Source organism: Bradyrhizobium sp. AUGA SZCCT0105 (genome assembly GCF_018129565.1).
Classification (GTDB): Bacteria; Pseudomonadota; Alphaproteobacteria; order Rhizobiales; family Xanthobacteraceae; genus Bradyrhizobium.
In genome coordinates this window covers 1-25,463 of sequence record NZ_JAFCMK010000017.1, presented here as the reverse complement: position 1 = coordinate 25,463, position 25,463 = coordinate 1, and the positions used below count along the sequence as shown (strand labels likewise).

At 62.6% G+C, this 25,463-nt stretch carries 22 protein-coding genes; 20 read left to right on the top strand and 2 right to left on the bottom strand.

The features are described 5' to 3' along the window. Window positions 1-19: 19 nt before the first annotated feature. Window positions 20-907 carry an acetamidase/formamidase family protein gene (locus JQ573_RS38250; protein ID WP_249132738.1) on the bottom strand — a complete coding sequence of 296 codons (888 nt, stop codon included), beginning with the start codon at window positions 905-907 and terminating at the stop codon, window positions 20-22. 456 nt (window positions 908-1,363) lie between these two features. On the opposite strand from JQ573_RS38250, the gene JQ573_RS38245 reads away from it, so the two are divergent. The 8 genes from JQ573_RS38245 to JQ573_RS38210 all read left to right on the top strand — a co-directional run bounded on the left by JQ573_RS38245 (window position 1,364) and on the right by JQ573_RS38210 (window position 10,792). Then, the gene (locus JQ573_RS38245; protein ID WP_212316513.1) at window positions 1,364-2,284 is read left to right on the top strand and encodes a CoA transferase subunit A; all 921 of its coding nucleotides are present in this window, start codon (window positions 1,364-1,366) and stop codon (window positions 2,282-2,284) included. After that, window positions 2,277-3,047, top strand: coding sequence for a CoA-transferase subunit beta (locus JQ573_RS38240; protein ID WP_212316339.1), 771 nt, complete (start codon window positions 2,277-2,279; stop codon window positions 3,045-3,047). The genes JQ573_RS38245 and JQ573_RS38240 overlap by 8 nt, the downstream gene beginning before the upstream one ends. Window positions 3,048-3,074: 27 nt before the next feature. Then, window positions 3,075-4,028: an LLM class flavin-dependent oxidoreductase gene (locus JQ573_RS38235; RefSeq protein ID WP_207832125.1), complete on the top strand. Its 954-nt coding sequence runs from the start codon at window positions 3,075-3,077 to the stop codon at window positions 4,026-4,028. A gap of 36 nt (window positions 4,029-4,064) precedes the next feature. After that, entirely contained in the window at window positions 4,065-5,342 is a 1,278-nt protein-coding gene (locus JQ573_RS38230) for an ArgE/DapE family deacylase (RefSeq protein WP_212316337.1), read from the top strand. A 158-nt stretch (window positions 5,343-5,500) separates the two neighbouring features. Next, complete coding sequence (locus JQ573_RS38225; RefSeq protein ID WP_212316511.1) at window positions 5,501-7,927, top strand: xanthine dehydrogenase family protein molybdopterin-binding subunit; 2,427 nt, start codon at window positions 5,501-5,503, stop codon at window positions 7,925-7,927. Continuing rightward, window positions 7,924-8,763, top strand: a complete 840-nt coding sequence (locus JQ573_RS38220) for a xanthine dehydrogenase family protein subunit M (protein WP_212316335.1) — start codon at window positions 7,924-7,926, stop codon at window positions 8,761-8,763. The genes JQ573_RS38225 and JQ573_RS38220 overlap by 4 nt, the downstream gene beginning before the upstream one ends. After that, the gene (locus tag JQ573_RS38215; RefSeq protein WP_212316334.1) at window positions 8,760-9,980 is read left to right on the top strand and encodes a 2Fe-2S iron-sulfur cluster-binding protein; all 1,221 of its coding nucleotides are present in this window, start codon (window positions 8,760-8,762) and stop codon (window positions 9,978-9,980) included. Before JQ573_RS38220 ends, JQ573_RS38215 begins: the two co-directional genes overlap by 4 nt. A gap of 53 nt (window positions 9,981-10,033) precedes the next feature. Next, entirely contained in the window at window positions 10,034-10,792 is a 759-nt protein-coding gene (locus tag JQ573_RS38210; RefSeq protein WP_212316333.1) for a GntR family transcriptional regulator, read from the top strand. A 36-nt stretch (window positions 10,793-10,828) separates the two neighbouring features. Here the strand turns inward: JQ573_RS38210 and JQ573_RS38205 are convergent, their stop codons facing one another. Next, complete coding sequence (locus JQ573_RS38205; protein ID WP_212316332.1) at window positions 10,829-12,016, bottom strand: diaminopropionate ammonia-lyase; 1,188 nt, start codon at window positions 12,014-12,016, stop codon at window positions 10,829-10,831. A 255-nt stretch (window positions 12,017-12,271) separates the two neighbouring features. Here JQ573_RS38205 and JQ573_RS38200 point away from each other — a divergent pair, with 255 nt between their 5' ends. The 12 genes from JQ573_RS38200 to JQ573_RS38145 all read left to right on the top strand — a co-directional run bounded on the left by JQ573_RS38200 (window position 12,272) and on the right by JQ573_RS38145 (window position 25,032). Next, complete coding sequence (locus JQ573_RS38200) at window positions 12,272-13,048, top strand: LamB/YcsF family protein (protein WP_212316331.1); 777 nt, start codon at window positions 12,272-12,274, stop codon at window positions 13,046-13,048. A 21-nt stretch (window positions 13,049-13,069) separates the two neighbouring features. Next, on the top strand, window positions 13,070-13,729 hold the full coding sequence (gene npdG / locus JQ573_RS38195; protein ID WP_212316330.1) for an NADPH-dependent F420 reductase: 660 nt from the start codon (window positions 13,070-13,072) through the stop codon (window positions 13,727-13,729). A gap of 3 nt (window positions 13,730-13,732) precedes the next feature. Then, complete coding sequence (cofE, locus tag JQ573_RS38190) at window positions 13,733-14,506, top strand: coenzyme F420-0:L-glutamate ligase (RefSeq protein ID WP_212316329.1); 774 nt, start codon at window positions 13,733-13,735, stop codon at window positions 14,504-14,506. Then, entirely contained in the window at window positions 14,503-15,441 is a 939-nt protein-coding gene (gene cofD / locus JQ573_RS38185; RefSeq protein WP_212316327.1) for a 2-phospho-L-lactate transferase, read from the top strand. Before cofE ends, cofD begins: the two co-directional genes overlap by 4 nt. 8 nt (window positions 15,442-15,449) lie before the next feature. Continuing rightward, the gene (gene cofC / locus JQ573_RS38180; protein WP_212316325.1) at window positions 15,450-16,142 is read left to right on the top strand and encodes a 2-phospho-L-lactate guanylyltransferase; all 693 of its coding nucleotides are present in this window, start codon (window positions 15,450-15,452) and stop codon (window positions 16,140-16,142) included. After that, entirely contained in the window at window positions 16,142-18,547 is a 2,406-nt protein-coding gene (gene cofH / locus JQ573_RS38175; protein WP_212316323.1) for a 5-amino-6-(D-ribitylamino)uracil--L-tyrosine 4-hydroxyphenyl transferase CofH, read from the top strand. The genes cofC and cofH overlap by 1 nt, the downstream gene beginning before the upstream one ends. 335 nt (window positions 18,548-18,882) lie before the next feature. Further along, on the top strand, window positions 18,883-20,082 hold the full coding sequence (locus JQ573_RS38170) for a pyridoxal-phosphate dependent enzyme (RefSeq protein WP_312011748.1): 1,200 nt from the start codon (window positions 18,883-18,885) through the stop codon (window positions 20,080-20,082). Window positions 20,083-20,360: 278 nt separating this feature from the next. Continuing rightward, on the top strand, window positions 20,361-21,524 hold the full coding sequence (locus JQ573_RS38165) for an ABC transporter substrate-binding protein (RefSeq protein ID WP_212316319.1): 1,164 nt from the start codon (window positions 20,361-20,363) through the stop codon (window positions 21,522-21,524). A gap of 110 nt (window positions 21,525-21,634) precedes the next feature. Further along, complete coding sequence (locus tag JQ573_RS38160) at window positions 21,635-22,507, top strand: branched-chain amino acid ABC transporter permease (RefSeq protein ID WP_092116278.1); 873 nt, start codon at window positions 21,635-21,637, stop codon at window positions 22,505-22,507. After that, window positions 22,504-23,538 carry a branched-chain amino acid ABC transporter permease gene (locus tag JQ573_RS38155; RefSeq protein WP_212316317.1) on the top strand — a complete coding sequence of 345 codons (1,035 nt, stop codon included), beginning with the start codon at window positions 22,504-22,506 and terminating at the stop codon, window positions 23,536-23,538. The genes JQ573_RS38160 and JQ573_RS38155 overlap by 4 nt, the downstream gene beginning before the upstream one ends. Continuing rightward, entirely contained in the window at window positions 23,535-24,341 is an 807-nt protein-coding gene (locus JQ573_RS38150) for an ABC transporter ATP-binding protein (protein ID WP_212316315.1), read from the top strand. The genes JQ573_RS38155 and JQ573_RS38150 overlap by 4 nt, the downstream gene beginning before the upstream one ends. Beyond that, a complete protein-coding gene (locus JQ573_RS38145) occupies window positions 24,328-25,032 on the top strand; it encodes an ABC transporter ATP-binding protein (RefSeq protein WP_212316312.1) in 705 nt (234 codons plus the stop codon). Before JQ573_RS38150 ends, JQ573_RS38145 begins: the two co-directional genes overlap by 14 nt. Window positions 25,033-25,463 lie beyond the last annotated feature (431 nt).

Genomic DNA, 25,463 nt, shown 5'->3' with positions numbered 1-25,463 from the left:
CTGTGCGCGGCGTGCAACACTAGTTCGTGCGTTGGCTGCGGCCTTGCGGTGTGAACGCATTGACGGTCGATGTGCTGGCCGACGCGGATGTGGTCTCGACCCGAGGGGTCGCCAGATGCAGATTGCGGCGAATGTGAAATTCGAACGTGCCGGCGAGCGCCGTTTCGATGGCGGAGAGCTGCGCAGCCCCATCGTCCAGCAGCGCGTGGCCATGACCCGCCGAGAACAATGCGCCTGCGACGAAGATCGGGAAATAGGCGGTGCATCCGACGCCGAGATCCCTGTTGTCGATGCGCCCGCTGAAACCATTCGCTTCGTTCGGCTTGCGGGGGTCCCAGTTCGCCGGCGGCGCGACACCAAAGTTGCCAAAGCACGGCGACAACCTCAGCTCCCGTCCCCAGGGCAGGCGCGCGATGTTGCGCGTGCGATCGAGCGGGACATACCGGCAGCAAAAGTCCAATGACGTTTCCCGCGCAGCGCTCGTTGGGGCCCTCATGTTCCAACCCCAGTCCGATCGCAAGCGGACATCGAGGACCCGAACCTCGAGCACGTCACCCGGTTCGGCGCCCTCGATGTGGATCGGTCCGGTCAATAGCCGCGGTGCGGCTCCGTGGGACGCGGGGATGTCGCTGCAGCCAAGCGGTTCGACCAGGTCGCTCACGAGATCGAACGCTTCATCCGGCTCGGCCGATAGCGTTTCGATCGTTACCCGATCACCAGACGCAATTCTGATGACGGGACTGAGCCGACCATCCCACAGTCCCCAATGAAGATGATCTGGTGTCGAGGTAAGATAATGCTCCACGGTCCATCCTCTCTTGTTGGTTCTTGTTGACGCCTGTGCGCCCGCTGCCGCGCCACGCGCTCGCTTCAACCGGGTGATCGCCATCGAAGCAGCGCGCTGCATGCGACGCTCTCGAAAGCGACGCTGGTTCATAAGCATGATCTGTGCCAAAGGCCGTGATGCAGGGCAGGACATCCTATCTATCGGCTTATGGTCCTTATGCCGTCGCTTCGAGTTCCCATCCTGAGCTGACCAGGTCAGCACTGCGGCAACTCCGGCCGCTCGCACAGCGGATAGCGAGAGTCGGGAGAGTCGGGAAGACCAGGCTGCAAAGGTAGGCATTGCTCGTCGTTTTACTGTGCGCCCGGCGATCGCAAACCCAAGGCATATCGCGGAGACCGAATCCGTCACGATCGGCCGTCGCGAAGATTCTGCTAGACGTATGGGACTAACATTAGTACGATAGGTCCAATTGGCAGGAAGGGCCTGCGGTTCGCTCCTCAGCCGCTGCCGGTTGCCGACAAGGAGGATGTTTTGCCGGATACCCTGGTGGAGCCGTACACGCGGCTCAGAGAGAAGATGGCGCAGCGCGACCGCAGCCTGCGCGAAAAGGTGGTGTCGCTCGAGGAAGCGGCAGGCTTCGTCCAAGATGGCATGAAAGTGGGTATTGGCGGGTCGACCATGTCCCGCACGCCGATGGCGCTGCTCTGGGAGCTGATCCGCCAGCGTCGCAAGGACCTTTCGATTTCGCGCTGCATCGTCTCGACGGACGGCGACCTCGTGTTCGGATCCGGCATCGCGAACCACGTCGTCACCAGCTGGTTCGCCCAAGGTATTCTCTGGGGCCTGTCCAAGGTGATGCGGCATCACGTGGAGAGTGGCGGCAAGCGCTATGAGGAATGGAGCCACATGGCTGTCGGCATGCGCTTTCGCGCCGGCGGCATGGGTGTTCCGTTCCTGCCGACCCGCGCCATGTTGGGGTCGGATATCGTTGGTCAGCGTCCCGAAGCCAAGCAGATCGACTGTCCGTTCACGGGCGAGAAGCTGCTGCTGGTCCCCGCGCTCAACCCCGACGTCGCGCTGATCCACGTCCAGCGCTGCGACCCCTACGGTAACGCCCAGATCGACGGCCTGCAATTCATGGACATCGATCTCGCGCTCGCTGCCAACAGCGTGATCCTCACGACCGAGCGGATCGTCTCGAACGACCAGATCCGGCGCGCGCCGGACCAGACCAAGATCCCGTTCTTCTGTGTCGATGCCGTGGTCGAGGTTCCCTACGGATCGGCGCCGCACGAGTGCTACGGCCTCTATGAGCCGATGATGCGGCACATGGAAGCCTATGTCGCGCAGGTCAACGCGGATCCCGTGAAGGGCATGCAGGAATATCTCGACCGCTATTTTTACAGCCCGAAGTCCTGGAACGAATATCTCTCGCTGATCGGCATGGATGAGGTGTTGGAGGCAACGCAGAAGGGCAGGAGCATCTACAATGACTGAGGCGCAGCGCTACACCGCAAGCGAAATTCTCGCGATCTTGAGCGCGCGCCAGCTGCAGGACGGGCAGGTGGTCTTCGCCGGCATCGGCGTGCCGCTGCTCGCTGCAACCCTGGCCCAGCGCACCCGCTGTCCAGCCCTGACCATTCTGTTCGAGGGCGGCGTGGTCGGCGCCTTCGTCGAGCCGGGCAAATTGCCGCCGTCGACCAACGACCAGCGCTGCACCAAGCGCGCCAACATGGTCCTCGGCAGCGCCGATGTCCTGCTGCTGCTCCAGCGCGGTTACGTCGATGTCGGCTTCATGGGCGGCGCCCAGATCGATCAGTTCGGCAATCTGAACTCGTCGTTCATCGGCGACCCGGCCAAGCCGAAGACGCGCCTGCCGGGTACCGGCGGCGGCAATGACATCTCCAGCCTGACCAACATGATCGTCGCGATGAAGCACGAGAAGCGGCGCTTCGTCGAAAAGGTCGACTTCATCACCAGCCCCGGGTTCATTCGCGGCGGCACCAGCCGGCGCGACTCCGGCCTGCCGAGCGGCGGCATGTGGCGCGTGATTACCGAGCTCGCCGTGTTCGGCTTCGACGACAGGACCCGGCGCATCAAGGTGCTCGCGCTCAATCCCGGCGTCGGCCGCGAGGAAGTACAGGACAATACCGGCTTCAGGCTCGACTTCGACGAGAACCTCCACGTCACGTCGCCGCCGACCGACCACGAACTCGAGACGCTGCGGATGCTCGATCCCGACCGTCTCTTCACCGCTTAAAGCTACACCAAGTCCGGAGATCTATTGATGACCACGCTCGCCAACACGTTTGGTATTGCCGCGCGCAACTTCACCGCCTATCCCGAAATGCCCAACGCCCGGGCGCTCGTCGAGTACGGCGTTCGGGTCGAGGAGCTCGGCTATGATTCGGTCTGGGTCTGGGATCACATGCTCCTCGGCGTCGATCCGAACTTCCCGATCATCGATTCGTTGACGACGCTGACGGGCATTGCTGCGCGCACGAAGCGGATCAAGATGGGCACCGGCATCCTGGTTCTGCCGCTCCGTAACGCGGTGGCTCTCGCCAAGCAGCTCTCGAGCATGGATCAGCTGTCCGAAGGCCGCCTGATCATGGGCATGGCGTCCGGATGGTACAAGCGCGAGTTCGATGCGCTCGGCATTCCCTTCGAGAAGCGCGGCAAGATCATGGATGAAAATCTTGAGATCATGCGCCGGCTGTGGACCGAAGAGTCGGTGACCGGCGAATACATGCGCCACAACATTTCGAAGGCGGTGATGTATCCCAAGCCGGCGCAGCCGCAAATTCCGCTGCTGATCGGCGGATACGCCGATCCCGTGCTGAAGCGCGCCGCTCTGAACGGGGATGGCTGGCTGACCTACTTCTATCGTCCCGCCGACTTCAAGAAGTCCTGGGACAAGATCATCAACTTCGCCAAGGAGGGCGGCAAGGATCCGTCGACTTTGAAGAACGCCTCGCAGCTGCCGATCATGATCGGCAAATCACGGCAGGCGGTCGAAGCCGACATGATGGACTGGCTCAACAAGGAGTGGGATTTCCCGGCTCACAGCGATTGCAGCCGCGAGAGCGCCATCATGGGCTCGGTCGATGAGTGCGTCGCCCAGCTTCGCGAGCATATCGCGCTGGGCGTCCAGAAGATCATCTTCGTCCCGTACAAGTATCAGGCGGACCAGGTCGAGACCATCGCGCGTGAGATCATCCCGCGCCTGCGCGCCAAGTAACGAAACCGGAAAACGCTCAACACAGGCGACAAGCAGATGACAGACCCCGTACGCAAGAAGATCCTCGACAAGGTCGACGCTTCGAAGGATCACGCGATCAAGTTCCTCCAGGATATGGTCGCGATCCCGAGCGTGACCGGCGACGAAGCTGCGATCCAGAAGCACATGCACGGCTACCTGACCGAGGTCGGTCTCGAGGTCGACATGTGGGAGACCAATTGGGACGAGCTGAAGAAGCATCCCGGCTATCGCCCGGTCGATCGCGGCTATGAGAATCGCCCCAATATCGTTGCCACCCTGAAAGGCACCGGCGGCGGCCGCTCGCTGCTTCTCAACGGTCACACCGACGTGATCCCCGTCGGCAACGGCGAGGGATGGAGCGACAATCCGTGGTCGGCTTCGATCAAGAACGGGCGCATCTATGGCCGCGGTTCGTGCGACATGAAGAGCGGCGTTGCCAGCCACGTGCTCGCGGTCCAGTACTTGAAGGAGCTTGGGCTCACTCCGAAGGGCGATGTCATGATCAACATCGTCATCGACGAGGAAGTCAGCGGACACGGCACGCTCGACACTGTCATCCGCGGATACAAGGCGGATGCCGGTATTTCCGGCGAGACCAGTGACCTGTTCGTGCAGCCGGCTTGCATCGGGCGTATCTGGTTCCAGATCGACATCGAAGGCAAACCCGCCGGTATCCAGCAGCGCTACCTTGGCATCAGCGCCATCGAGCTCGGCAACAAGATCGTGAAAGCCGTGCAGGAGCTGGAAGACGAGCGCGTTGCGAACGTCAAGCACGCGCTCTACCCGAGCGCCATCGACTCCTTGCCCTGCATCATCGGCAGCTTCCAGGCCGGCAATTATCCGAGCGCCTTCCCGGCCAGCGCCGTTCTGAAGGGATCGATCGGCACGGTTCCGAGCGAGGACCACGAGGGCGTCAAGCAGAGCCTCGTCAAGAAGATTGCCGAGGTTGCGGCTCAGGATCCCTGGATGAAGGACCATCCTCCCGTGGTGAAGTTCGTCGGCTACGACGCCGAGGCCTCGGAGATTCCGGTCCAGCATCCGATCGTGCAGACCGTCTGCGATGTCTATACCGAAGTGACTGGCAAGAAGCCCACGATCTCGGGGCGCCAGGGTGCGGCGGACACGCGGTTCTTGAACAAGTACGCGAATACGCCGACCGTGATCTTCGGACCCGGTTCGACGGCGGTCATGCATGCGAACGACGAGTATGTGTCGATCGATGATTACCTGACGGCCATCAAGGTCATGGCGCTCAGCATCTACGACTGGTGCAATTCCGCCCCAGCCAGGTAATCAAGGGCCGGATCGATCGGGAAGGGGCCCAAGGTTTGGGCCCCTCCTTTTTTGGCGGCGTCGGTGATGCGAACTCGCTATTGTCGCACGCGGGAGGGTTCTCGAGACTCGACGCTCAATCCTAGTGATGCTATCTTTGCGATAATAGAATGAATTTGATGTTCGAGCCGTCGATCGCTCCGGACACCGACGACAAAAGGGGAGACGGAGTGGCAAAGCAGGGCGTTGGAGCTTCCGTTTCCCGAAAGGAAGATGATCGCTTTCTCCGTGGACGAGGCGAATATGTCGGCGATATTCGCTTGCCCGGCATGCGCGACGTTGCGTTCGTCCGTAGTCCGCTTGCCCATGCGCGGATCAAGGATATCCGTATCCCGCCGCACCTCCGCAGCAGCGTGTTCATTGCGTCGGATATCGCGGCCGATACGCGTCCCATTCGCGCTGTGTCCGGACTGCCGGGCTTCAAGCCTTCCGATCAGCCGATCCTCGCGTTCGAGAAGGTCCGTCAGGTCGGCGAATTGATCGCGATGTGCGTCGCCGATAGCCGCGCGGAAGCCGAGGACATTGCAGCTGCGGTCGAAGTTGATTTCGAGGAATTGCCGGCCGTGCATGACATGCTGCTGGCGCGGCGTCCGGACTCGGCCCTGGTACACGAAGAGTGGGGCGACAATGTCTTCCTCGAGACGTTTGTCGACATCAACATGGAAGCGGCCTACGACGCTCCGATCAAGATCACGCGCGAGATATCGACCGCGCGGCAGAGCATGGCGCCGATGGAAGGCCGCGGGACGGTTGCCGTCTGGCACAAGCGGATGGATCAGCTCGTCCTCTACACCGGCAATCAGCAACCGCACATCGTGCGCAACGGTCTGTCGGAATGCCTCAATCTCGAGCAGCTGAAGATCCGCATCGTCTCGCCCGATGTCGGCGGCGGCTTCGGCTACAAGGGTATCGTGCTGACGGAGGATGTTTGTCTGGGTTGGCTCGCCATGCGCTGCGGCTATCCCGTGCGTTGGATCGAAGATCGTCGCGAGCATTTGACGGCGGGCGCGAATTGCCGCGAGCATCATTATAACATCACCGTCTACGCCGATCGCGACGGGAAACTGCGCGGTGTCGAGTGCGAGGCCTCGGTCGATTCCGGCGCCTATTCGTCGTATCCGTTTTCTGCCTGTCTGGAGGCTGCGCAGATCGCCAGCATTTTGCCCGGGCCATACGATTTCCCGTCCTATCGCTGCCGCACCTGGTCGGTGTCCACCAACAAATGTCCGATCCTGCCTTACCGCGGCGTTGCCCGCACCGGCGTTTGCTACGCGATCGAGCTGATGATGGACGCGATCGCACACGAATGCGGTCTTGAGCCGTACGAGGTGCGGCTCAAGAATTTGGTGCGGCCGGAGCAGATGCCGTTCGACAACATCACCAAGAAGCATTTCGACAGCGGAGATTATCCGGAATCGCTGCGACAGGCTCTGGCAAAGATCGATTTGGCGGGCCTCCGCGCGCGCCAGAAGAAGGGCGAGCCGGACGGCCGGCTGATCGGGGTCGGGCTGTCAGTCTATTGCGAGCAGGGTGCGCACGGCACGTCGGTCTACGCAGGCTGGGGCATCCCGATGGTTCCGGGACACGAACAGGCGACCGCCCGCATGACCCCCGACGGCGGCCTCGAGCTTCGCATCGGCGCGCATTCGCATGGTCAGAGCATGGAGACCACGCTTCCGCAGGTCGCGCACGAGATCCTTGGGATCGACATCGCGCGCATCAAGCTGGTTCACGGCGACACCGAGTACACGCCGTACTCGACAGGCAGCTGGGGATCGCGCTGCGCGGTGATGTCCGGCGGCGCCGTTGCGACGGCCTCGCGTGAACTCGCCAAGCTCATCAAGGGGATTGGCGCGCATCTGCTGCAGACCGAAGTCGAGAATGTCAAACTCGAGAACGGCGCGGTCGTCGGTCCGTCGAACAGCGTGAAGATCGATGAAATCGCGCACACCTGGTATCGCCGGCCGCAGGATCTGCCGGCAACGGTCGATCCGAGGGGCCTGGAGGTCACCATCGGCTACAAGCCGGCGCGCGATTCCGGGACGTTCAGCTACGCGACCCATATCGCGGTGGTCGCCGTCGATCCGGAGTTGGGCGATATCGAGCTGATCGACTACGTGGTCGTCGAAGACGGCGGCCAGCTGATCAACCCCATGGTCGTCGATGGGCAAATCTATGGCGGGCTGGCGCAAGGCATCGGCACCGCAATGTATGAAGAGATGAACTTTGACACGTCGGGGCAGCCGCTCGCATCGACCTTTGCCGACTATCTGTTGCCGGGCCCGACCGAGGTGCCGGCGCCCAAGCTCGGCCACATGGAGACGTTGGCGCCCTATACGGAGTTCGGTGTCAAAGGCATCGGCGAGGGCGGTGCCATTGCGCCTCCCGGGGCAATCGGCAACGCGGTCAATGACGCATTGCGGCCTCTTGGGGCCCAGGTCTTGCACACACCAATGACGCCACGGCGTGTCCTCGAGGCCATTCGGGCCGCAGCCGAGCGCCGCAAGGAGAGGGCGCCCGAACTGGCAGAAGGGTTGCCGGCGTGAAACCTGTCAATTTCGACTATGCGCGCCCCGATGCGGTCGACGCGGTGATCAGGCTCATCGCGGACGACAGCAGAACCGTCAAGATGATGGCCGGGAGCCAGTCGCTCGGGCCGATGTTGAATCTCAGGCTCGTGCAGCCCGATCTGATCGTCGACCTCACCGGGATCGAAGAGCTCCGTTGTTTCAGTGACGGCGCGGACGAAATCTCGATCGGGGCGTGCGTCACGCATGCCGATATCGAGGACCTCCGTGTCACCGACGTCACCCGCGGTGCGCTGCCGACGGTCGCCAACGGCATCGCATACCGCGCGGTGCGCAATCGCGGCACCATCGGCGGAAGCTTGACGCATGCCGATCCGTCCGCCGACTGGCACTCGATCCTCGCCGCGGTTGGGGCCAAAGTCGTGCTGCGCGGCCCGGCCGGAGAGCGGACCGTGGCCGTTGAGGACTACATGGTCGGCGCTCTCGAAGCCGACCTGCGCCCTGGTGAAGTTCTCGTTCGCGTCGTGGTGCCGCGACTGAGCAAATCGGCGCGCTGGGGCTATTACAAGAGCTGCCGCAAGACGGGCGAATTTGCCCATGCGATCGGCGCCTTCATGACCGACCCCGATCGCGGCATCAGCCGCGCGGTGATCGGCGCGACGGAGAGCCGTCCGATCGTCATTGCCAAGGCAAGCAATGTGATCGGCGACGGCCGCGCTCCGCGGCTGAACGACAGTTTCGACGGCCGGGCTGTCGACGAGATTCTGGAGAAGGCAGGGATGGTCGATCCCCTGGACAAGCAAACCCATGTCGCTGCGCTGCGCCGCGCGATCGAGCAGGCACGGCCGCAATGAGCACCTGCAACCTCAACGTCAACGGGAGCGCCGTCAGCGCGGAGATCCAGCCGCGAACGCATCTTGCGGACTTTATCCGCGAGAAGCTCAATCTGACCGGCACCCATCTGGGCTGCGAGCACGGCGTCTGCGGTGCATGCACACTGCTTGTCGATGGTGTGCCCACGCGCTCCTGCATCACCTTCGCGTTGGCTTGCCAGCAGGCCGACGTCACGACGATCGAGGGGCTCGACGACGACGAGATCACGCGCGAGCTGCGTGCGGCCTTCACGAGGGAGCACGGCCTGCAATGCGGCTATTGCACGCCGGGGATGGTTGTGTCGGCGCGCGATGTCGTGCTGCGCATGCAGGACCCCAGCGAGCGCGATATTCGCGTGGCCATGAGCGGAAACCTCTGTCGCTGCACCGGCTATGTCGGCATCGTGCGCGCCATCCAGGGTGTGATCGCAGACCGCAGGGGGCGAGGGATCGCGGCGATTCCAAACGGAAACCGGACGCGTCTTGGACCCTCGGGTTCGGGCAATGCGACCGCGGTGACCTCCGCTGCGGCTCGGCCCAAGACAACCGCCGCACCAGCTGTGAAAAAGGCGGAAGCTCCGGCAGCGGCGGCGGCCTCGCTCAGGGATACGAGCTGGAAGCCGCAAACGACGTTCACGCAGAGCTTCACCGTCGGGCATCCGATCGATGACGTCTGGAATTTCTTCTCCGACATCGGCGCGGTCGCGGCCTGCCTGCCGGGCGCATCGTTGGCCGGAGAGCCGGTCGACGGTCACGTCGACGGCCAGATCAAGATCAAGGTCGGGCCGATCTCTGCCGAATTTCAAGGCATCGCCGATGTGACGCGCGATGATGCGCGCCGCACGGGCACGATTGTCGGCGCAGGCAAGGACAAGCGCAGCAACTCGTCAACCCGCGGCCTGATCGGCTATGCCGTCAAGCCGGGTGACGTGGAGAATCAAACCAAGGTCGATCTCAGCATCGGCTTCACCTTGACCGGGGCCCTGGCGCAGTTCAGCCGCTCCGGCCTGATCCAGGATGTGGCCGGACGAATCATCGCTGTCTTTGTCCAGAACCTCGAGACGCGGCTCTCCCATCGATCGGGTGGAGGCGAGGGCGAGCCGGCCATGGTCAGGGAATTCGACGCCGGTGCGCTCATGCGATCGATGGCGTTGGATTATGTGAGACGAGCGCTGCGATGGCTCTTGCGACGATCCTAGTTGTTCGGCGATAAAAACTCGCCTTTGGCGATGAAATGGACTATCTTACTATCATGAATAAGGTAGTCCCAAATTACGAGCGCAGCCGGGTCCCCCTCTACGTGCAGGTTGCATCGGTCATGCGCCAACGGGTCGAGTCCGGGCGATGGCAAGAGGGCGACAAGATCTCGACCATCGAGGAGCTCGAAACCGAATTCGGCGTCGCGCGCGTTACGATCCGGCAGGCGATCGAGATGTTGCGGAACGAGGGGCTCCTCGACGCCCAGCAGGGACGCGGGACGTTCGTGTCCGGAAGACCCAAGAATCGTCACTGGCTGAACCTGGCCAATGATTTCGAGTCGATGGTCGATTCCGTCAGGAACAACGTCCTCAAGCGCGTCTATGTCGAGGAGAATGCGGATCCGCCCCGGCTCGCCGCGCATGAAGGCCGGCCCGCCGCCAGCTACGCGTTTCTCAGAAGCGTGCAATACAACGAGGACGAGCCGTTTTCGGTCGTCAACCTCCATCTGGCGCGCAACCTCTACCTCAAGGACCGCAAGCGCTTCACCCACACGGCCGCGCTGACGAAAATCATGGAGATGGACGACATCACGCTCGCCCATGCTCATCAGGTCGTGACGATCGGCGTGGCCGATCCCGAAACGGCCGAACTGCTCAAGATCGGCCTCGGCGAACCAACCGCCGATTGTCGCCTGGTGCTGGTCGACAGCAACGACATCGCCGTCTACGTCGCCAACATCCATTATCATCGCAGTTGCTTCGCGCTCCGTTCCGATCTTCTCGAAAAATCGAAGAAGCGCACGAAGGCCTGACGAAGGAGCGGGCGCAAGGCCCGCTCCCGGTTCGCTCTAGGCGAGGATGCTGCCCGGCGAAGCACCCACGATTTCCGTGTAGCGCTTCTGGTCGGTCGCACCCTCGGTGTTGATCAGCAGGACGCGCGACGCCTGGTTCAAGCCCAGCGATTCACGCGCGGCGCTGCTCTTGGCGGCGCGCCAAAGGCCGGCCAATCCGGCTGCGCCGCTTTCGCCGGCCACAATGGCCGGATCATCGCCCGTCGGATGCGCGAGGCGGCGCATCGCTGCCGCGGCACCTTCTTCGCCGACCATCATGAACGCGTCCGCCTTCCGCGACAGGATGCGCCAGGCAACCAGAGAAGGCTCGTAGCATTCGAGCATCGCCATGATCGTCGGCTCGCCATGGGCGATCTTGATCGGCGCGCCCGCAATGGCGCTTTGATAGAGGCACGCAGCCCGTTCGGGTTCGACGACCACGAATGTCGGCCGGCTCTTGCCAAAGACGACATCAAAGTAACCGGCGACCGCGGCCGCGAGGCCGCCGACGCCGGCCTGGATGAAGACATGGGTGGGCGTCTCCGGCTGCTGCCGGAGGATCTCGTTCAGCATCGCCGTATAGCCCTGCATGACCAGTCCGGGGATGCGCTCATAGCCGGGCCAGGACGTATCCGAGACGACGATCCAATGATTGTCCTGGCAGACCTTGTCGGCGACAGCGACGGAGTCGTCGTAAGTGCCGGGCACCCGCACGATTTCCGCGCCGAAGCGGGCAATTGCCTGCACGCGTTCATCCGTGACGCCGGAATGTACGAAGATGACCGCCTTGGCTCCGACCATCTGCGCGCCGGCCGCGACCGATCGCCCATGATTTCCATCGGTGGCGCAGCCGACCGTCAGGCTGCGCGCGATCTCGCGTATCGCAGGCGTCCCGATCTCGCTGATATCCACCGCGCGGCCCAGCTTGCTGCTCGCATGCTCCAGCAGTAGCCTGACGACGGCGTAGGATCCGCCCAGTGCCTTGAAGCTGCCGAGGCCGAGCCGATGCGATTCGTCCTTGATATGGATGGACTTGACCTCGAATTCGCGGGCGAGCGCCGGCAGCGATCGCAGCGGCGTTTCCGCGTGGTTCGGTCGGAAGGCGAGAAAGCGCTCGACTTCGCTCGCTTCTTCACGCGCCAGCGTGGCGGCATCCGCCGGGTCGAGCGGTTGGTTGTGAGATGAACTTGTATTCGACAGGAACATTCGAACCGGCCTTCGCGATGGGTTGTTTGGTGGGAGCTGCCGCCGCCGATCGGACGTGTCGCCATCGGGGCAGCGTAGCTTGCCAGGATTGGGGATACATACTATCATTGGGATGATGGTTCAATGCGGATCTCGTGAGACGGCCGCCTGCCGTCGTTCCTTAAAAACGATCTTCGGAAAACGGGAAAAATTGTTTGCAAAAGGGATTGTCTTACTAATGATAGGACATTATAGCTCGAGCAGACGAGGTGACGGATGACCATATCGATCAACTTGAACGCCGACATGGCCGAAGGGTTCGGTGCCTACGACGTCGGTGACGATGCCGGAATCCTCAAGATCATCGGATCGGCCAATATCGCCTGCGGCTTTCACGCCGGTGACCCGCGGGTGATGCGCAACGTCGTGCGCGAAGCCAAGCGCCTCGGCGTCACGATCGGTGCTCATCCCGGTTTCAACGATCTCTGGGGTTTCGGACGTCGGCGCATCGATATGCGCCCCGACGACCTCGAATACATGGTCGCCTATCAGATTGGCGCGCTGCAGGCGATGGCGGCCTACGAAGGCGAGCGGGTCACCCACCTCAAGCCGCACGGCGCGCTCAACAACATGGCCGCCGAAGACGCTGAATACGCGCTGGCCATCGGCCGCGCCATCAAGGCCGTCGATCCGCGCATCATCTATGTGGCTCTCGCTGGGTCCGAGATGGAGAAAGCCGGCCGCAAGCTCGGACTGCCCGTCGCAATCGAAGGCTTCTGCGATCGCCAGTACGACGACGACGGCAATCTGACATCGCGCAAGATCGCGGGCTCGGTCATCAAGGACGCGGCGGTCGCCACCCGGCAGGTGCTCGATATGGTGCTGAACAACACCATCACCTCCCGCAACGGCAAGAAGATCACATGCAAGGTCCACTCGCTGTGCGTCCATGGCGACGAGCCCACGGGCGTCGCCACGGCTCGTGCGGTGCGGGAGGGCCTCGAGAAGGCCGGCGTCAAGCTCGTGCCGCTCACCGAAATGCCCCTCGACTAATCCCGGAAAGGCCACCGAGACATGAACACGAAGCCGACGATTGCCATCCTTGGAGGAACCGGTGACTTGGGATCCGGCCTCGCGAAATGCTGGCTTGCGGCCGGTTACAAAGTCATTCTCGGTTCACGCTCCGCAGAGAAGGCCAGGAGCGCGGCGGAGACCATGACCGGCGACGTTGCGGGCGACGACAATTCCGCCGCCGCGCGGGCTGCCGACATCGTGGTCGTTGCCGTGCCGTTCGCGAGCCATGATGCGACGCTGAACGAAGTCAAGGACGTGGTTCAGGGCAAGATCGTCGTGGATGCCGCGGTCCCGCTGGTGCCGCCGAAGGTGTCCGTGGTCCAGCTTCCGTCCGCCGGCTCGGCCGCGCAGATCGCGCAGCAGTTGCTCGGACCCGGCGTGCGGGTCGTCTCCGCCTTCCACAATGTGGGCGCGACCAAGCTGCACCAGGGCAGCCGGGCGGATTGCGACGTTCTGGTCTTTGGCGACGACAAGGCGGCGCGCGACGTCGTCATCGGTCTCGCGAATGAAGTTGCATCCGCAGGCATCGACGGCGGCGTGCTGGCAAATTCGGCGGCAGCCGAGGCGCTGACATCCGTGCTGATCGGGATCAATCGACGCTACAAGGTGCCCGGCGCGGGCATCCGCATCACCGGCCTGTCCGCTACCCCGGGTACCTGATCCATGCCTGTGGGGACGCGAGTCGAATACATCGCCCTGCAGGACATTCGGCGCGTCGAGCCGGGCGAGGATCTTGCCGCGCTCATCAGGCAGAGCCTGGCCGGGATGTCTCTCGAGCTGCAGCGGGGCGACATCCTCGTCATTGCGCAGAAAATCGTCTCGAAATCGGAAGGGCGGTACGTTCGGCTGAGCGACGTCGAGCCGTCGCCGGAGGCGCTCGAACTCGCGGCGACGGTCGGCAAGGACCCGCGCTTCCTCGAGGTCGTGCTGCGCGAATCCGCGGAGGTCGTCAAGACACGGCCGAACGTCGTCATCGCCGCGCACCGGCTCGGCTTCGTCATGGCCAACGCCGGCATCGATCAATCGAACATCGAACACCGTGAAGGCGAAGAGCGCGTCCTGCTGCTGCCCAAAGATCCTGACGGATCAGCGCAGAGGCTGAAGATCGCGCTGGACGCAGCCGGCGACCTCGATCTTGGAATCATCATCAACGACAGTTTCGGCCGTCCCTGGCGCAATGGTGTCGTCGGCGTGGCGATCGGCGCTGCCGGCATTCCCTCGTTGCTGAGCCAAATTGGTGTTCCAGACATGTTTGGCCGGGCGATGCGCGTCACTGAAGTTGCCATCGCCGATGAGATCGCCGGCGCCGCCTCGCTCCTGATGGGGCAAGCGGGCGAGGGCATGCCGATCATCCTCGTCCGTGGCCTCACGCTTGATGGACCGGTCTCACCCGCGGCCGCGCTCGCGCGACCCAAGAGCCAGGACATGTTCCGATGAGTGGCGCTGACCTCAACGTTGTTGCGCTTTGCGGCGGAGTCGGAGGCGCCAAGCTTGCCTATGGCCTCAATCGCCTGCTGGGCGCCAAGCTCGCCGTCATCGTCAACACAGGCGACGACTTCGAGCATCTTGGCCTCACGATCTCACCGGACATCGACACGGTGGTCTATACGCTGGGCGAGCTTGCCGACGAAGAGCGCGGCTGGGGACGAGCCGGCGAAAGCTGGAACTTCATGGAGGCGCTCGGCGGCCTGAACGGCGAGACATGGTTTCGCTTGGGAGACCGCGATCTTGCCATGCACGTCCTGCGCTCGCGCGCGCTGAGCGCCGGCGTGACCTTGACCGATTTCACGGGCAGGATTGCATCGCAGCTCGGCATTGAGGCGAGCATCCTGCCGATGACCGACGATCCGTTTGCGACGATCGTCGTGACGGCCGATCAGAAGCTCGCATTTCAACGCTATTTCGTCGAGCTGCTGGCGCGGCCCGAGGTCAAGAAGATCGAATTCCAGAGCCCCAGCGGTGGAACGGCGACCAGCGCCGCATTGCGGGCCATCGGCGCCGCCGATGCCATCATCGTCTGTCCGTCGAACCCGTATCTCAGCATCGATCCGATCCTGGCTGTACCCGGTATCCGCGCGGCCCTGGATGCGACCAAGGCCTCCATCGTCGCAATCTCGCCGCTGGTCGGCGGCCGCGCCATCAAGGGGCCGACCGCAAAGATCATGAACGAGCTCGGCGTCGCGACAAACTGCGCCTCGATTGTCAGGCACTATGGCTTCCTCGATGGTCTGGTGATGGATCGCGAGGACCAGGCCGACGCCGATGCGATCGGCATTCCCGTGCATGTGACGAACACGATCATGCGCTCGAAGGATGAGCGTGTTCAGTTGGCACGCGAGTGTCTCCGATTTCTCGATCGACTAAACAGCTGAGCGGAGCGATGGACGATTCCGAAACCTGGGCCCTGGTGCCTGTCAAACGGTTCAGTCAAGCAAAGAGCAGGCTGGGCGACATCCTGGTGGCGACCGAGCGCACAAAGCTGGCGCAAGCCATGCTGTGCGATGTTCTCGGAAACCTGCGGGATACGCGCGCGCTGGCCGGCATCGCCGTGGTGAGCGCCGATCCGGAAGCGTTTGCGATCGCCAAGCGCTTCGACGCGGCCATGATCTTCGATGACGTCGAGACCGGCGTCAATGCCGCGGTGCAGCGTGGCCTCGATGCGTTCCAACCGTACGGGCGGCGGGTTCTTGTCGTGCCCGCCGATATTCCGTTTGCCCGTCCGGAGGACTTCGAACACGTCATCCGGTTGCTGGACCACACGCCGATCGTGCTCGTACCCGCGCTTTACGACGGTGGCACAAATGCCCTGGCGATGCGGTCGCCCGACATGCTGGAGCCTCGGTTTGGCGAAGAGAGTTTCCGCGCCCACCGCGCCCTGGCGCGGCAGCGGCAGCTGAGCTGCAGCGTGTTCAAGTCCCATGGCATCGGCAAGGACATCGATTGCCCGATCGATTTTGGTCCGTATCTGATCTCGTCGCAAAACCTCGGAACGACAGGTTCGTTTCTAGATGAGCTCAAGATTGCCGAGCGCTTCGGCAGCGACGACCATCCCGTCCCCGTGAGGCTGTTCTGATGACGTCCGTCTTGAATCTCCCGTTCGATCGTCGCCTGTCCCGAAGCGAAGCCTATGAGCTCATCGATCTTGCTGACATCGACGAACTCCTGACGGCCGCCGCCAGGCGAAGGGATGCCGCGCACGGTGATGTCATCACCTATTCGCCCAAGGTGTTCATCCCGCTCACCCAGCTTTGCCGCGATGTCTGTCACTACTGCACGTTCGCTCACGCGCCGCGTTCGAACGTCAAGCCGTATCTCTCGGTCGAGGAAGCGGTCGCGATCGCCAGGGCCGGCAAGGAGGCCGGCTGTCATGAGGCGCTGTTTACGCTCGGCGACAAGCCCGAGCTTCGCTACCGCGTCGCGCGTGAGGAGCTGACAAGGCTCGGCCACGAATCCACGCTGTCGTATCTCGCCGAAGTCGCCAGGGCTGTGTTCGAGCAAACTGGCCTGCTCCCTCACGTCAATCCCGGGATCATGAGCGAGCTCGACCTTGCCATGCTGCGCAAGGTATCGGTCTCGCAGGGCGTCATGCTGGAGTCCGCGTCCGACCGGCTTTGCGCGAAGGGCGGCCCCCACTTCGGATCGCCGGACAAGGTGCCTGCCGTCAGGCTTCAGACAATCAAGACTGCCGGTGAGCAGGCCATTCCGTTCACATCCGGAATCCTGATCGGCATCGGGGAGACCAGGGCCGAACGGATCGATGCATTGCTCGCGCTGCGGGACCTGAACGATGCGCATGGCCATCTGCAGGAGATCATCGTCCAGAACTTCCGGCCAAAGGTCGGGACGCGCATGGCCGATGCACCCGCGCCCTCCGTGGACGATCATCTCTGGACCATCGCTGTCGCTCGCCTGATATTCGAGCCGGAGATGAACATTCAGGCGCCGCCGAACCTCAGCCCGGCAGCCTTGGGGCGCGTCGTTGCGGCAGGGATCAACGATTGGGGTGGCGTCTCGCCCGTCACGCCGGACCACGTCAATCCCGAAGCACCATGGCCGCATCTGCGGCTCCTGGAGGCTGCAACGCGGTCAACCGGCAAGCGGCTCGAGAAGCGGCTGCCGATCTATCCGAGCTTCGCACGCTATCCCTCGCGCTGGCTCGACAACAAGCTGCTGAAGTCGGTCCTCGACCGCATCGACGGCGATGGATTCCCGCGCAGCGACGACTGGCATCCCGGCCACATCGGCGGGCTGCCATCGCGCGAGCTCGGATGGCTGAAATCCGCACCGCGCACCGCGCACGGCAGCGAAGTCATGTCCGTCATTGCCAAGGCCCAGCGCGGCGATGAGCTTTCGGAGGGCGAGATCGTCAGGCTGTTCCGCGCTCACGAGCGCGACTTTACCAGCGTCTGCCGGGCGGCCGACGAATTGCGGAGCAGCGTCAACGGCGACGTGGTGTCCTACGTCGTATGCCGCAACATCAACTACACCAACATCTGTTCCTTCAAATGCCAGTTCTGCGCCTTCTCGAAGGGGAAGATGAGCGAGAACCTGCGGGGCCGGCCCTACGACCTCGAAATGTCCGAAGTCGCGCAGCGGGTCACCGAGGCGTGGGACCGCGGCGCCTCCGAGGTGTGCATGCAGGGCGGCATCCATCCTTCCTATACGGGGCAGAAGTACCTGGATGTCTGTCGGGCCGTGAAGGGCGCCGTCCCGGCCATGCATCTCCATGCGTTCTCGCCGCTCGAGATCCATCAAGGGGCACACACGCTGGGTATTTCGGTCGCCGAATTCCTGCTGGAGCTGAAAGCGGCCGGGTTGGGCACCCTGCCGGGAACGGCCGCTGAAATCCTCGACGACGAGGTGCGCGAGACGCTCTGCGCGGACAAGATCAGGACCCAGCAGTGGCTCGACGTCATGCGCACGGCGCACTCGATCGGGCTCCGATCGACGGCCACCATCATGTTCGGCCATATCGAGCGTTACGACCATTGGGCGCGGCACCTGCTCCGGCTGCGGCGCTTGCAGGCGGAGACCGGCGGATTTACCGAGCTCGTGCCGTTGCCGTTCGTTCACATGGAAGCGCCGGTCTATCTCAAAGGCCGGGCGCGACCGGGGCCGACATTCCGCGAGGCGGTCTTGATGCATGCGGTGTCGCGCCTCGTCCTCAACCCGCACATCACCAATATCCAGGCATCCTGGGTCAAGATGGGACCGGAGGGGTTGCGGCACTGCCTTTCGGCCGGCGTCAACGACCTCGGCGGCACACTGATGGATGAGAGCATCTCGCGGTCGGCCGGCGCCTCGCACGGCCAGGAAATGACGCCGCAGGCGCTGGAATCGATCATCATTTCGGCAGGCCGTGTGCCGCGTCAGCGCACGACGACGTATGGCGTGGCGGATGACGTTCGGAGGCAGCGTTCATTTGACGCGGTCCATGAGCGGCAGACCAGCACGGGCATGCGATCCGCGGGGTGCTAGAGGACCCGGGGCGAGGCCGTGAGATTCAACAGGGATGATTGGAAATGGCGTTTGTAATCGAGCCGAATGTCGTCGACAGGAAGGGCTGGCGGCAAGCCGCGGCGCAAGCGCGCAAACTTAACCTGAAGCTGCCGACCTTCTCGCAGCTCGCGCATCCACCGCTTCCGTCAGCCAGGGTGTGGGAGGACATTGCGGCGGTCGGGCCGGATGAGCCGAGCGCCGCGAACCTCTGGCGCATGCACTGGTACAATGCGGAAGACCGCAGGGGCAGGGACCTGGTGCCGGGCCATATCGTGCTGCCAAAGGAGATCTCCGGCGTCGATGCCAAGATCATCGTGTTGCTCGGCGATCGCTTTCCGATGATCGGCGCGCACAAGGTCCTGCCGGCCTATGCCGCCTTGATCGAGCAGCTCGTGACCGGGCGCTTCGATCCATCCAAACAGAAGGCTGTCTGGCCTTCTACCGGCAATTACTGTCGTGGCGGTGTCGCCGTTTCGCGGATCCTCGGCTGTCGCGGCGTTGCCGTCTTGCCCGAAGGGATGAGCCGCGAGCGCTTCGAATGGCTCGAGAAGTGGGTGACGGATCCGGCCGACATCATCCGGACGCCCGGTACCGAGAGCAACGTCAAGGAAATCTACGACAAGTGCGCGGAGCTCAGGCGCGACGACAGCAACGTCATTCTCAACCAGTTCTCGTCGTTCTCGAACTATCTCATCCACTATGAATGCACGGGGCGCGCAGCGGAAGATGCCTTCAAGGCGTTCAATCAAGACGATAACCACGAATTGGCGGCCTTCGTCTCGGCAACCGGGTCGTCGGGGACGATCGCCGCGGGTGATTTTCTCAAGAGACGCTGGGGCTCGAAAGTCGTTGCCGTCGAGGCGCTCGAATGCCCGACGATGCTCAACAATGGCTATGGCGAGCACAACATTCAGGGGATCGGCGACAAGCACATCCCGCTCATTCACAATGTCATGAACCTCGACTTCGTCGTCGGGGTCTCGGACCGAACCACGGACCAGCTCAATCTACTGTTCGGCACGAAGGCGGCCCGGGACTATCTCGAGACGCGCCGCGGTCTCGAACCCGCGCTGGTGCGCGCCTTTGACCATATCGGCATCTCCGGGCTCGCCAACATCATCGCCTCGATCAAGCTGGCCAAGCAGATGAACTACGGGCCCGAAAAGGCCATTGTCACCGTGGCGACGGACAGCGCTTCCATGTACGGCAGCGAACGCAGGCAGTTTGAAGAGAAGCACTACGCGCGTGGCCTTGATCAGGTGAATGCCGCCGAAATCTTCGGCGCCTGCCTGCTCGGCGCCGCCGCCGACAACGTCGTTGAGCTGACGGAGCATTCGCGCCGCGCCGTCTTCAACCTCGGCTACTACACCTGGGTCGAGCAGCAGGGGGTTTCAGTTGCCGATTTTGAGCGGCGCCGCTCGCAGTCCTTCTGGAGCAGGATTCAGGACAGCCTGGGCGAATGGGATCAACTCACCATCGAGTTCAACAAAGAAGCGAATTTGGCGAACGCTTGATCGGCACGCGCGGCATCGTGTCCGTCGAAGGAGTTTCGAAATTGGTCTAGGCGAAAGCAATCGCGCAAATGATGGGCGGCTGCGTCAAATGAGGGCACTGCGAAAACAAAAATAGAGCAGGGCGCCTGCTTGACGACGGATTAGAAGTATCTTTAAGATACTAAGAATAGGATGATAGGATCATCCCGGCGGTGACGAATGGCCCAGCACCCATAAGCTGGCGCGCTGCACTGGTGTTTCGTTCCCTAGGCACGGCTCATGCGAGCACAGGAGGAAAGATGAAGCGAGCACACGGATTGATTACGGGCGCGGCCCTCGCCGCGGCGATGTCGACCGCACTGGCGACGGGCACAGCGGCGCAGCCCATCAAGATCGGCGTCAATGAGCCGCTCACCGGTCCGTTCGCCGCTTCCGGTACCTATGTCGTGAATGGCGCAAAGATTGCCGCCGACGAAATCAACGCCAAGGGCGGCTTGCTCGGTCGCAAGATCGAGCTGGTCATCGAAGACAACAAGAGCAATCCGACGGAGGCCGCTGCCGTCGCCGAGAAGTTGATCACCGGCGACAAGGTGCCCGTGATCATGGGTGCCTGGGGCTCGAGCCTGACGCTTGCGGTGATGCCGAAGCTCATGGAATACAAGGTCCCGATGGTGGTGGAGACCTCGTCCTCGAGCAAGATCACGACGTCGGGCAATTCCTACATCTTCCGCATCTCGCCGCCGTCCTCGGTCGAGGCGACCGAGTTCAAGGCCATCATGCCGTCACTCGGGATCAAGAAGGCCGACTTCCTCGTCATCAACAACGACTGGGGCCGCGGATCAGCCGAGGACTTCGGCAAGATCATGAAGGCCCAGAACATTCAGGTCGGCCTCGTGGAGATCATGGATCAGGCCGCCCAGGACATGAGCGCCCAGCTTGCCAAGATCAAGGCAACCGACTCGGACACGATCATGGTCACGACCGCGGTCGAGCAGCTGACCCTGGTGTTGAAGCAGGCCGCAGCGCTCGGCATCACCAAGCGGATCGTCACCACCGGCGGCTCGCAGAATCCGGATCAGCTGATCGAGCAGGCCGGCGCCGCAGCGAACGGCTCCATGCATCTGACGACCTTCGCGCCCTGGTATCCGGACAAGACCCCGGATCCGGCAGCGACGAAGTATTTCCTCGGCGAGTGGAAAAAGCGTGGCTATGCGATCGCCGGCGCGACTGAAAGCTTCCGTGGCTACGACGGAATTCGCACCATCGCCAATGCGATCCAGCGGGCCGGCAAGGCAGAGCCCGCGGCGATCACCGATGCGCTTTGGACGACCGACTTTCCTGGCCTGAATGGTCAGATCAAGTTCCAGAAGCAAGGGCCGACCGGCAAGGAAAGCGGCCAGAGCATGCCCAACCTCTATCTGATCAAGATCGTGAACGAAAAGATCGTCCTGTCGGGCTCCTGAGCTCGACGATTGCGGAAGGCGCCACCATAATCGGTGGCGCCTTGGCATTGCCTCGCCCATAAACATGCTCTGAAGAGAGGATCAGCGGTCTTTCGGCCGAAAAAATCAGCATGACCGAGCTTCTGCAACACATCGTCAACACGCTCATTCTGGGCAGCACCTACGCGCTGCTGGGCATCGGGCTTACGCTCATCTTTGGCATCATGCGCGTCGTCAATTTCGCGCACGGTGAGCTCTACTCCTTCGGGGCCTATGCGCTGTATTTCGTCGGCGTGATGCTCGGCCTGAACTTCTTCCTTGCGCTGATCGTGGCGGTCGTCCTGGGCTGCTTTGCTGGTGCGCTGATCGAGGTCGTCTTGCTGCGCCCGATGCGTGGCGCGGACATCGATACGACCATGCTGGTCATGATCGGCGCCATGATCGTGATGCAGAATGGCGAGCAGTTCGTCTGGGGTGGGGTCGCGAAGTCAGTTTCGACGCCGTTCCCCGAGCTTCCGCTCGTCATTGGTTCGATTTCGGTGTCCTGGTTGCGCCTGTTCGTCTTCTGCGCTGCCCTTGCCCTGATCGGCGTGTCCTATCTTCTGATCAATCGCACAAAGCTCGGAAAGGCAATGCGCGCCACCTTCCAGGATCGTGACGCTGCTTCGCTCATGGGCGTCAACATCCAGTTCATCTACATGGCGACGTTCGCGATCGGCTCGAGCCTCGCGGCAGCGGCGGGTGCATTGCTCGGACCCGTCTACGTCATCTCCCCACAAATGGGCAATCTCGCTTCGCTGAAGGCTTTTGCCATCGTCATCCTGGGTGGTCTCGGCAGCATCGGTGGGGCCACCATCGGCGGCTTCCTGCTGGCGTTGGCCGAGGAGCTCGGTGCCGGATACGTTTCGTCGGGCTATCGCGATGCCATGGGCTTTCTGATCATCATCGTCGTTCTCCTCTTCAAGCCGACCGGCCTGTTTGCACGCGCGGAGCGGATCGGATGAAGCGCCTGATCCCCTATATCGCGCTCGCCGCATTCGCATCTGTCCCGCTTTGGCTGCACGATCCGTATCTGCTGAACGCCTTCATCACGACGGGTATCCTCATTGTCGCGGCGATGAGCCTCAATCTCCTGCTCGGATACACCGGACAGTTGAGCCTTGGCCACGTCGCGTTCTTTGGAATTGGAGCCTACACCAGCGCGCTGGTGTCGCTGGGCTTCGATGTCGAGTTGATCGGCGGTATCCGCGTGGTTCACGAACCCTGGCCGGTCTGGACCGGGTTTGTGATCGGCACCCTGGTTGCAGCGCTCTGCGGCTACGCCGTCGGGAAGCTGTCCTTCAAGGTGCGGGGTGCCTACTTCGTCATCGTGACCATCAGCTTTGCGGAAGTGGTCCGGCTGGTCGCGCTGAACTGGGTCGAATTGACCCAAGGCCCGCTCGCCTTGACCTCGATCCCGCCGATGACGCTGGGATTCCCCGGAGTTGGCTATCTCGACTTCTACAGCAAGCAATCCAACTACTATCTCGTGCTTGCCGTCCTTGTGGTGTCCTACATCGTCATCCAGCGCCTGGTTTACTCCCGCGTCGGGCGCGCAATGATTGCGCTCAAGGAGAACGAGTCGCTCGCGGTCTCGGTCGGGATCGACGTGACCCGCTATTTGGTGCTGGCCGCGGTGTTTTCGGCCGGCATCGCGGGGGCCGCCGGAAGCCTCTACGCCCATTACCTCAAGATCATCGATCCCGACGTGTTTGCGTTCCTGTACACGGTCACGATGGTGATCATGGTGATCTCGGGCGGCAAGGGCACCCTCGCGGGACCCATCGTCGGCGGCCTCATCTTCGGCTTCATTCCCGTCGCTGCCCGGTCTTTCGCTACGCCTGAGATCCAGTGGATCCTCTATGGCCTGCTGATGATCATCATCGTCTTCGTGTTGCCAAAGGGCATTGTCCCCGCCATCGAGAAGTGGTTCGCAGCGCCTAGCACCCGCACCGATCCGGAGCCTCTCCAAGCCAAGATGCACGACACGCCATGAGCACCATACCCTCCAACGCTCCGCAGCCAGTTCTGTCCGTTGAACATATCGCCGTGCATTTCGGCGGACTGATTGCGATCACGGATATGAGCTTCGTCGTCAACCAGGGTGAGATTGTCAGCCTGATCGGGCCGAACGGTGCCGGCAAGACGACCGCCTTCAACGTCATCACCGGCTTTCTGCGGCCGACCAAGGGCGAGGTGCGCTATAAGAATACCTCGCTCAGCAACCTCAAGCCGCATGAAGTCACCTCGCTCGGCCTGGCGCGGACCTTCCAGCGCACCAGCGTGTTCCAGAGCGTGACCGTGTTCGAGAACGTGATGATCGGCTTGCACCGACGGAGCCGGTCGACGCTGCTGGATACGCTGCTGGCGCTGCCGCGCGAAGGGCGCGCGGAGGCGGAGTTGAGGAATCTTGCGCACGAGCTGCTTGAGATCGTCGGGATCGCGCGCCGTGCCGACGAACTCGCCGGGTCGCTGTCTTACGGCGATCAGCGCTTGCTCGGCGTCGCGCTTGCCCTTGCTACAGACCCTTCGATGCTTTTGCTGGATGAGCCGGTGTCGGGCATGAACGCGACGGAAACCTCCCGGTTCATGGAATTGCTCAACAAGCTGCACGGCCGCGGCATGTCGATCCTGCTGGTGGAACACGATGTGCCCATGGTCATGGGCGTCTCCGATCGCATCGTCGTGCTCAACTACGGCCGCATCATCGCCGAAGGGCCGCCCGCGGCGATCCGCGGCAATCCCGAGGTCATTCGTGCCTATCTCGGTGAAGGAGCCAGCCGGCATGCTGCACATTAATGGTCTTGTTTGCCGTTATGGCAAGGTCGAGGCCCTCAAGGGCGTCACCTTGTCGATCGGGCAGGGGCAGCTGGTCGCTCTCATCGGAGCGAACGGTGCAGGCAAAAGCACGACGTTGCGGGCGATCTCGGGAATCCTGCCTTCGGCTGCCGGACGGATTACGTTCGATGGGCACGACATTACGAAGTGCTCGGCGCGGGAGATCCTGAGCAAGGGAATCGCACATTGCCCCGAGGGGCGGCGTGTGTTCCCTGATATGACCGTCGACGAAAATCTCGATATGGGCGCCTATCTGCGGACCGACCGTCGGGAGATCGCGGCGGATCGGGAGCGGATCTTCGGGATGTTTCCGCGACTGGCCGAGCGCCGGCATCAGGTTGCCGGGACGCTATCCGGCGGCGAGCAGCAGATGCTGGCGATCGGCCGCGCGATCATGTCCAAGCCCAGGCTGATGATGTTTGACGAGCCGTCGCTCGGCTTGGCGCCCAACATCGTCGAACAGGTGTTCTCGATCATCGATAGCATCAGGAAAGCCGGGACGACGGTCTTGATGGTCGAGCAGAACGCCTATTCGGCCCTCGAGATGTGCGACTACGCCTATCTTCTGGAGACCGGTTCGATCGTTCTGTCCGGCAGCGGCAAGGATCTCATCGACGATGAACATGTGCGATCTGCCTACTTGGGCGGATGACGGTAGGTGAGCAGGAATGACGAGACTCTCATGGGCGGTGCGGCGCGAGCGAGGGACGAGGTGGGTTCCGACGAATGCCTGGTGCTTCTCGCGTCGTTCATGAGGGTGCGGGATCGAAAAGCTCGTGCTGAGATCGTCAAGTTTGCGCAACGATGCGCCGACTTCGAGCCCGGCGGAATTGTCTCCTTTGGGCTCGAGACGCCGCGCGATTAATGCGTCGGCGTTGCCAAGCTGGAAAATCCTGCGGCGCAGGCGGCCACCCAGGGATCGAGGACGATCCTCTGGGACATGCCGTGCTTGCGTCGCTGATTTGGTGAATGACCTCGTTGGTTCTCAAGAGTGGTGCTGTGAGCGTGAAGATCGCCGTTGCCAAGGAAATCGATGCGTCCGAGCCGCGGGTTGCGGTTTCGCCCGATACCATCAAGAAGTTC